The 9,089-nt window shown below is 42.8% G+C and carries 6 protein-coding genes; 4 read left to right on the forward strand and 2 right to left on the reverse strand.

Annotation, left to right across the window (positions count from 1 at the left end; translation table 11 throughout):
- Positions 1-19: 19 nt before the first annotated feature.
- Genes crtY through AACS92_RS15700 form a run of 4 tightly spaced genes read left to right on the forward strand, consistent with a single transcriptional unit; the run spans position 20 to position 4,061 of the window.
- Positions 20-1,195, forward strand: a complete 1,176-nt coding sequence (gene crtY / locus AACS92_RS15685; protein ID WP_099111710.1) for a lycopene beta-cyclase CrtY — start codon at positions 20-22, stop codon at positions 1,193-1,195.
- Entirely contained in the window at positions 1,188-2,666 is a 1,479-nt protein-coding gene (locus AACS92_RS15690) for a phytoene desaturase (protein ID WP_099111716.1), read from the forward strand. Before crtY ends, AACS92_RS15690 begins: the two co-directional genes overlap by 8 nt.
- On the forward strand, positions 2,666-3,598 hold the full coding sequence (locus tag AACS92_RS15695; protein ID WP_099111711.1) for a phytoene/squalene synthase family protein: 933 nt from the start codon (positions 2,666-2,668) through the stop codon (positions 3,596-3,598). Before AACS92_RS15690 ends, AACS92_RS15695 begins: the two co-directional genes overlap by 1 nt.
- A 58-nt stretch (positions 3,599-3,656) precedes the next feature.
- A complete protein-coding gene (locus AACS92_RS15700) occupies positions 3,657-4,061 on the forward strand; it encodes an ASCH domain-containing protein (RefSeq protein ID WP_193757000.1) in 405 nt (134 codons plus the stop codon).
- On the opposite strand, the gene AACS92_RS15705 is transcribed toward AACS92_RS15700, so the two are convergent.
- Together AACS92_RS15705 and AACS92_RS15710 are read right to left on the reverse strand one after the other, a co-directional pair.
- The gene (locus tag AACS92_RS15705; RefSeq protein ID WP_241538026.1) at positions 4,039-5,778 is read right to left on the reverse strand and encodes a cyclic peptide export ABC transporter; all 1,740 of its coding nucleotides are present in this window, start codon (positions 5,776-5,778) and stop codon (positions 4,039-4,041) included. The two genes, AACS92_RS15700 and AACS92_RS15705, sit on opposite strands and share 23 nt — an antisense overlap.
- Positions 5,727-9,089 (reverse strand): amino acid adenylation domain-containing protein (locus AACS92_RS15710; RefSeq protein WP_153044794.1); only part of this gene is annotated, 3,363 nt, incomplete at its 5' end. The genes AACS92_RS15705 and AACS92_RS15710, both read right to left, overlap by 52 nt.

Genomic DNA, 9,089 nt, shown 5'->3' on the forward strand with positions numbered 1-9,089 from the left:
TTTATAGGTGGTCGCAGGAATGGATATTTCGTGGGATCTGATACTTGTTGGAGGAGGGTTAGCTAATGGTCTCATTGCTATGCGCCTTAAACAATATCAGCCAAATTTGCGTGTTCTATTAATTGAAGAATCCAGTGATATTGGCGGAAATCATACTTGGTCATTTCATCAAGACGATTTAACAAAAGCTGAGCTTGAATGGATATCATCATTAATAGCACATCGCTGGTCAGGATATGATGTGGTATTTCCTTCATATAAACGCACATTATTACATCCATATTTTAGTATTACGTCAGAAAAGTTCTCATATACATTGAACTCATTACTTAAAGGTTGTATCAGAACTAACGAACATGTAAAAAATATAACTCCAAATAACGTCACGCTAAATAATGGTATGATATTGACCGCAAATGCAGTGATTGACGGGCGTGGATGGAGTGACAATTTAAATATTGTCTATGGAAAGCAAGCTTTTCTTGGGCAAGAATGGGAGTTGGATTCTCCTCATGGGTTAATTCAGCCAATTCTAATGGATGCGACAGTTAAACAAAATGGAGGATATCATTTTGTTTATGTTTTGCCATTTTCTCCTACCCGTTTATTAATAGAAAATACGTATTACGTTGATGATAAGTTACGTGATAAATCGATGTTAACGTCGGAAATTGCTGAATATGCAAATCAGCAGGGTTGGAGATTACTTTCTTTAGTTCGAGAAGAATGTGGATGTTTACCTATTACATTGATGGGGGATAATCTGAAATTCTGGCAAAGTTTGGAAGGTCAGCCTGTAAGTGGTATGAGAGCTATATTATCACATCCGACTACAGGCTATACATTACAGCATGCTGTCAGATTAGCGGATATAATTGCTGATTTACCGGAATTTGATCATATAAATTTGTTTTTAGCTTTAAAAGAATATTCAAATACTCAATGGAATAAACAACGTTTTTTTCGTATGCTAAATCGGATGTTTTTCTTAGCTGGCGAACAAAATAATCGATGGGTAATAATGCAGCGATTTTATAAATTATCGCCAGAATTAATTAGCCGATTTTACTCAGGGAAAACAACGCTTATTGACAAAATACGTATCTTGTTAGGAAAACCACCTATTCCGTTGGTGAATGCTATTAGCGCCATTATTAAACGACATCCAAAACTTAAAAATTATCATCATGAATAGAATTCCGGTTATTGGTTCAGGATTTGGCGGTATCGCCTTAGCGATAAGATTACAAGCAGCTAATATACCAACATTGCTTCTAGATAAAAGGGATAAACCTGGCGGGAGGGCATACGTTTATCAGGATAAAGGGTTTACATTTGATGCGGGACCAACAGTAATTACTGATCCTTCTGCTATTGAAGAATTATTTTTACTCGCTGGCAAGAAAATGTCTGACTATATAGAATTATTACCAATTAGTCCTTTTTATCGCTTGCAGTGGCAGTCGGGAGAGATATTTGATTATGGTGGCGATCAAGATAAATTAGAGAAACAAATAGCTAGGTTTAATCCAGGTGATGTGCAGGGATATCGTGAATTTATTCGTTATTCTAAGGCTGTTTTTAAAACGGGTTATTTAAAATATGGCACGTCTCCTTTCTTGTCTTTCAGGAGTATGGTTTGTGCAATGCCTTCGTTGGTACGGTTATCTGCATGGAAGAGTGTTTATGGTATTGTTTCTAAACATATAAAAAACGAGCATCTGCGGCAGGCTTTTTCATTTCATTCTCTTCTTATTGGTGGGAATCCTTTTACAACATCATCTATCTACACGCTGATTCATACTTTGGAAAGAGAGGGCGGTGTTTGGTTTCCTCGTGGTGGAACAGGAGCATTAGTTAACGCATTAATTAAATTATTCATTGATATAGGCGGGGGATGTAAATTGAATACCCAAGTCGATAGTTTTATCACGAATGAAAATCGGATAACTGCTATAAAATTAAATGATCAGCGTGAAATATATTGTAAAGCAGCGGCTTCAAATGCGGATGTTATCCATACTTATGAAAAGTTATTAGGCAAACATCGTGTGGGTAAGAGACGTTCCGACTTATTTAAAGAAAAAAAGATGAGTAATTCTTTATTCGTTATTTATTTTGGTTTGAATAAGTTACACAGCCAGTTAGCTCATCACACCATTTGCTTTGGTAATAGATATAAAGAATTACTGGATGATATTTTTAAAGGGAATAGCATTCCTGGTGATTTTTCTCTTTATCTCCATTCACCTTCTGTCACAGACCCGACTTTAGCACCACCTGGGTGTGCAAGTTATTATGTTCTGGCTCCTGTCCCTCATCTGGGACATGCTCAAATTAATTGGCTTGAAGAAGCTCCTCGTTTACGTGATCGTATATTCTCTTATCTGGAAAAATATTATATTCCGGGGTTCCGCGACCAATTAGTTACTCATAAGATTTTTACTCCATTTGATTTTCAGGACGAGCTTAATGCTTATCACGGTTCTGCTTTCTCCATAGCGCCATTATTACTACAAAGTGCTTGGTTTCGCCCTCATAATCGCGATAGTGATATTGAAAATTTATATATTGTTGGTGCAGGAACTCACCCCGGAGCAGGTATTCCGGGAGTTCTTGCCTCTGCTAAAATCACTGCGAATTTAATGATAGAGGATTTATCTTAATGAATTTTGGGCTATTTTCTCATGCTGAACATTGTATGTCATCTGGCTCAAAGAGTTTTGATGCTGCTTCTCGTCTATTTAATAAGGATACGCGTAGAAGTACGTTAATGTTATATACCTGGTGCAGGTATTGTGATGATGTTATTGATAGTCAGGATTTGGGAGGGAAATGTTTAATTAATCCACTGGAAAATAAAATTAATAAACTTAATTTTTTAAAGAAAATGACTAATGACGTTTATCTGGGTATTCCGATAGAAGTACCTGCATTTTCTGCACTCCAAGAAGTTGTCATTAAACACCAAATTCCGTTATCTCAGGCTCTTGAACATCTAGAGGGGTTTGCTATGGATGTTCGGGGAGTAAAGTATAAAAGTCTTAATGATACTTTAGATTATTGCTACCATGTGGCAGGTGTTGTTGGATTGATGATGGCCAGAATTATGGGAGTTAAAGAGCCTTTAGTATTAGATAGAGCCTGTGATCTCGGAATTGCGTTCCAATTAACAAATATAGCTCGTGATGTAATCGACGATGCGAAAATAGGTCGTTGTTATCTTCCCCTTGATTGGCTTGAACAAGAAGGTTTAGAACCGACAATGGCATCACTGACAGCAAGGGAAAACCGTATAGCGTTATCCCATGTTGCAAATCGAATTCTTACTGTGGCGGAATCATATTATGCTTCCGCATTAATGGGGCTACGTTATTTACCAATTCGCTCTGCGTGGGCAATAGCCAGCGCATATAAGTGTTACCATAAAATTGGAGTAAAAGTGCAGCGGGCAGGAAAAGAGGCGTGGGATCATCGCCAACATACTTCTCATTTAGAAAAGCTGTCTTTACTTTTTTCTGGGGGCATTTTGGCTTTAAGTTTACGTAACACAAATATAATTCCTAGATCTTCTTCCTTATGGCAAAGACCTAAGTGAAAATATTGCCGCTAATAGTAGTTGTCACATAATAGTTGTAACGATGGAATCTCATAACATGATGAATATGGTTAAAAACAAATATCCGGCAGCAGAACACTGGAAGTTTGGTGATTCTCCTGAACTACAGGACGTTCTTGCTGGATTAGTCTCCAAAGAAATTAAAACTGCAACCAGCTGTTCATTTTCCTCCTATAAACAGTCTGGCAGCAGTATTTTAATTGGCAATGAATACATTGTATTGAACAGCAAAGATACGCCAGCCTGTGTTGTCAGAGTGATGGCGCTATACCTCATAAAATTCTCAGAAATGACAACTGAACTCGCCTGGAAAGAAGGCGAGGGAGATCGTTCGGTGAAGCACTGGCAACAGGAACATCAATGTTTCTTTGAACGTGAAGGTTCATTTTCACCGGACATGGAAGTTGTTGTCATCGAATTCAAAGTGATTGATGCTCTGTAACGCCATTGTGTATATCAGATGTCTGCCCGGTCAGCTGACCATTTTCCAGCTTGATGCAATGATCGGCTAAATGGAAAAAACGGTCGTCATGAGTAATCGCCAGTACAGCTTTACCGCGTGCCGCCAATTCGGGCAATAGTTCCTGATAAAATACAATTTTAAATAGTGGGTCCTGATCAGCGGCCCACTCATCGAACAGATAGAATGGCCGATCTTCCAAATAAGCAACCACTAAAGCGAGGCGTTTCCGTTGCCCTTGTGAAAGCTCACGAGTTGAAAAACAACCATCCTTAATTTTAACCTTGTGCTCCAAATGTAATTTAGCGAGCAGGGCGTTCGCTCGTGCATCCAGTACTGAATCTGTATCAGTCAAACCTATCAGTGTTTCGAAGAGATGAAAATCCGAGAAAATGGCGGAGAACAGCTGACGATAGTTAGCTCTGTTGCTATCAGTAATCAAATTTCCGTCAACAGTCATTGTGCCGCTTTCCGGTGTATACAGCCCGCTTAACAGTTTGGCCAGTGTCGTTTTCCCACTGCCGTTACCGCCAATCAGAAAAGTGATTTCTCCGCGTTTAAGCGTCATATCGATTGGGCCAAGCTGAAACATATCGTCTTCTTTCTCACGATAATAGCTGTGTGTAATGCCTGACAGTTGCAGTAAATTAGCGTTACCAAATTCGCTGGCAGAAACCTGCTCGTCCAAGTGATCCTGCTCAGTCAGTTCAGACAGAACATAACCGATGCGGTTCAGCGATACGCGAGCCGCATTCAGTGATGGAATACTGTTCAGCAGACTGTCCAGCGGCATCAATATAAACAGAAAGACAATCACGTAACCTGCGATTGTAGTGACTTTCAGTCCCGGTATTACCGCCGGAGCGAAAATAACCAGCCCGAGAAATATATAAAATAGAAGATACATCCAGCCGGCACCAAAGGCATAAACACTGAAAGCACGGATACGATGCTGTCTAACCGCACCAATTTCACGGCCAAGCGAATGGGTGAAGAAAGCCTGAGCGCGTGAAAAATGTAACTTTAGCTCTTTTGCTCCGGTAAATAAGGCATTGAAATGATTAAACAGGCGATCTTGTGACTTACCTGCTGCTTTTAGTGATGCGAGCGCGCTGGTTCCACCAATAGCATAACCAAGTGAGCCAATCACTATCACCGTTAACACCAGAAAAAACACTGACCATGACAGCCACGCCAGATAGCCCAGACAACCCAGCACAATGGAGCTCTGCGTCACAATATTGGGTAGGGTGAAAAACAACAGTGAAACATTGGTTGTATCATCGGTGATGATGGACTGGGCACGGGAAGCGCCCAGTATTTCTATCTGGCGAAAAGGAGCACGGGTAATACGCTCAGAGATAAACTCACGCATCCTTGCGATGGTATTCTGGCTGAGTCTGGCGAAAATCACCCCGCTCATTACATGACTGACAATAGCCAGCACCGCAATAATACAGAAATATACGGCGAGTAAGTGATAACTATTACCAGACGTGGTGACTATTCTGTTAACCAATGTGATAAGGAAAACGTTGGAAATGCCATTAACGATACTGGCTAAAGTGGCAATGAGCAGGATCCAACGTGAACGATTTAAAAGTGTGAACAAAATCCGGTAAGCCGATTGTTTAATGGTTGGCGTCATCATTTCTGCTCCGGTATCTCGGTCATTAATTTTTCCCGCAGAATTTTCCACAGCAAAGTCGCCAGCTGTTTCACCTGAGGATTGGATAGCATAGTCATGTGATTACCGGGCACGATCTCAGTATTTAACTGAGTCACATACTGACGCCAGATATTTTCTCGAGTGGCTATTTCATCAATATTCTCCCCCTGGGCATTAATCAAATAAACGGGGCCGTTATAGCAGTTTCGGGGGGTATAGTTTGAGTTCAGGTTGGCCTGCATAACCTGAACGATACCCTGTAACAAAGATTTCTCTGTATTTTCAGGGAATAGCTCTACATCGATCAAAGCCTGAAGCAAGAGAATGAGCTGTTCGTCTTCTGTCAGATTCTCGAAATCCTGCCTTGTTAGCGTTAATGGCTGAGTCAGCATCATGTTGTAGATATCAATCAGACTCATTAACGTTTCAATCCGGTCGATAACCTTAGGAGGGCCGTTTTTTGAAGTGCTCTCCTGTGGTTCAGGCCCATCGGAATCAATAAGAGTAAGAACCGCAATCTCTTCCCCTTGCTTTTGTAATTGTAATGCGATTTCAAAAGCCAGCCAGCCGCCGTAAGAGTGCCCGAGCAGATAATAGGGGCCATGAGGCTGTGCCTGACGAATTGCCTTAATGTAAGCGCGGGCTGTACCTTCCACACTGATATAAGGCGGAAGGTCTGTATTTATCAGGCCACGAGCCTGCAAAGCGTGGACAGGCAACTGTGGAGGAAGGGCTAATGCCAGCTCAATAAAACTGGAAATACTGGCACCTGCGCCGGGAATACAGAAAAGTGGTGAAACAGAGTCATTGCCATGTTGAATAATGATGTGCGGTGAGTAAGAAGCCTGTAATAAATGCTCAGTCATTGAATCGGCCAGATGGTTTATCCAGGGTGGTTGCATGATGGTGTAATGCCCTCCGCCAATAGGGTGGCGTTCAGAATGTTCACCAACAATATCGTGCCAGCCATGCCAACAGTCGAATCCGTCCGCTAAATCATCACAGGTATAGAGATGAATGGGTAATGAGGAAGCAGAAATAATATATTTTTTACTAAGTTGCAGGATCAGTTCCTGTGTATTCAAACGGAAGAGAATATCCTCTTTTTTAACGTCCGCAGGCAACCATTGCAAAGCTTCACAATCGCGGAAATTATAAAGATTATCCAAATCATCTCCATCAGGTTGCTCTCTGTAATTATGCAGAGACTGGATAAACAGATTGATATCTTTCTGTCTGTCTGTTTCATGGTCACTGAAATTGTAAGAATCGAAGTTATAAGAATCTAAATTGTAAGAATCGATCATGCCAAGGTAATCGATTTTTTCACCATCGCTAACCAATTGCAGGGCTATCTCGTAAGCGATGGTTCCTCCGATGGACCAGCCAGCCAGACGATAAGGGCCATGCGGCTGAACCCGGCGAATAGCATCAATATGGTAAGTGGCAAGTTCCTCAATAGAAGCTGGTGGATTTTCTACTGTGTGTAGGCCCATCGCCTGCAATGTATAAACAGGCAGTTCGGCTGGCAGCAAAGTTGCCAGTCGCGAATACACCAGCGGATCACCCGTAGTTTCGTGTATCAGGAATAATGGCGGTAAATGACCCTGAGGCCTTAAAGGCACCGGATTGGCATCAAGAGGGGAGCTTGGTTTAGCTGACTGACTATTAATCGCCTGAGCCAGATCACATAATATCGGGTAAGAGAATAATGTTGTCAGTGATACCGCCATACCTTGCTTGCTCATATAGTTCAGTAACCGCACTGCGATAAGCGAATGACCACCCAGCTCAAAGAAATGGTCATGACGGCCGACCTGTTCCAGCCCCAGTAACTCCTGCCAGATTTGTGCCAGCGCAATTTCTACATCACCTATCGGCGCTTCATAGTCTCGGGTGATCACTGCTGACGCATCCGGCGCAGGCAGTGCCTTGCGGTCGAGCTTACCGTTCGGCGTCAATGGGAAAGCCTCTAAGATAACAAAGGCACTAGGAAGCATAAATTCCGCCAGATGCTGCATTAATTGCTGACGTAATTCAGCCGGGATCAGTTCAACACCGGGCTGAGGTAAGATATAGGCAATCAGCCGCTTCTGCGCGCCAGCACTTTCTCCTTCACGTGCCAATACTACTGCTTCGTGTACACCGGGACATTGCAATAACTGACTCTCGATTTCTCCCAGTTCAATGCGGAATCCCCTTAGTTTGACCTGAAAATCATTACGGCCTAAGTATTTAATATTACCATTCGGTAACCAGCTACCCAGATCGCCGGTTTTGTACAGACGGGTATCAGGCTCGGTGGAGAATGGATCGGGCAGAAAACGTTCGGCAGTCAGTTCAGGACGGTTGAGATATCCTCGGGCTACACCGATACCCCCGATATAAATTTCACCGACCACACCCAAAGGAGCAGGTTGACCAAAGGGATCGAGAATATAAATTCGGGTATTAGCTATCGGGCTACCGATAGGCGGGGCTATATCGTCCTGACTATTACACTGATAAGTCGTTGCACAAATCGTAATTTCAGTCGGTCCATATCCATTTATCATGTTCCGTCCTTCAGACCAGCGCCTGACTTGCGAAAGCGGGCAAGCTTCACCAGCTGTGATCAGCGTTTTTAATGTGGTCGGGAAGGTATCCATCGCCGCTAATGCAGTGGGTGACAGCGTCAAATGCGTGATGGCATAGGTTTCTAAAGTTCTTAACAGGGCGGCACCGGGCAGGATATCTGCGCGCTCAGCAAGATAGAGACTGGCCCCATTCAGCAAAGCCATAACACATTCTAAAATACAGGCATCAAAGCTGTGCGAAGCAAATTGCAGGACACGGTCGGCCGGTTCTGCTGCCAAAATATCCAGATGAGACAAGGCTAAATTGCAAAGACTGCGATGTTCAATCATGACGCCCTTCGGTTGACCGGTTGAACCGGAGGTGTAAATCACATAGGCCAGATGGCGTGAATTAAGCCCACATGCCCGACGATCAGGGTTTGTATCCGGCATATCATCAAGGGCATATAAAGTAGGCTCATCAAGCAGGATAGTTGGTAATTGATTATCCAGTTTTTCCGTCAGGGCGGATTGAGTGAGAAGAACGGCAGGAGCAGCATCATTGAGCATATAACTCAGGCGATCCTGCGGATAGGCCGGGTCAAGGGGCACATACGCGCCGCCGGCTTTGAGGATAGCCAATAATCCTACAACCATGTCCGGACTACGCTCAACACAAACAGCGACACGATCATCCGGTTTTACACCCAGTTTAATTAAATAATGGGCGAGTTGGTTGGTCCGGCGATTGAGCTCGTCATAGCTCAGCTTCTGTTCTTTAAACAC

The organism is Xenorhabdus sp. KJ12.1 (assembly GCF_963876495.1).
Classification (GTDB): Bacteria; Pseudomonadota; Gammaproteobacteria; order Enterobacterales; family Enterobacteriaceae; genus Xenorhabdus; species Xenorhabdus stockiae.

Excerpts from the sequence above, each read along its gene's own strand:
- crtY (WP_099111710.1), top strand. The coding sequence starts at position 20 with ATGGATATTTCGTGGGATCTGATACTTGTTGGAGGAGGGTTAGCTAAT.
- AACS92_RS15690 (WP_099111716.1), top strand. The coding sequence starts at position 1,188 with ATGAATAGAATTCCGGTTATTGGTTCAGGATTTGGCGGTATCGCCTTA.
- AACS92_RS15695 (WP_099111711.1), top strand. The coding sequence starts at position 2,666 with ATGAATTTTGGGCTATTTTCTCATGCTGAACATTGTATGTCATCTGGC.
- AACS92_RS15700 (WP_193757000.1), top strand. The coding sequence starts at position 3,657 with ATGATGAATATGGTTAAAAACAAATATCCGGCAGCAGAACACTGGAAG.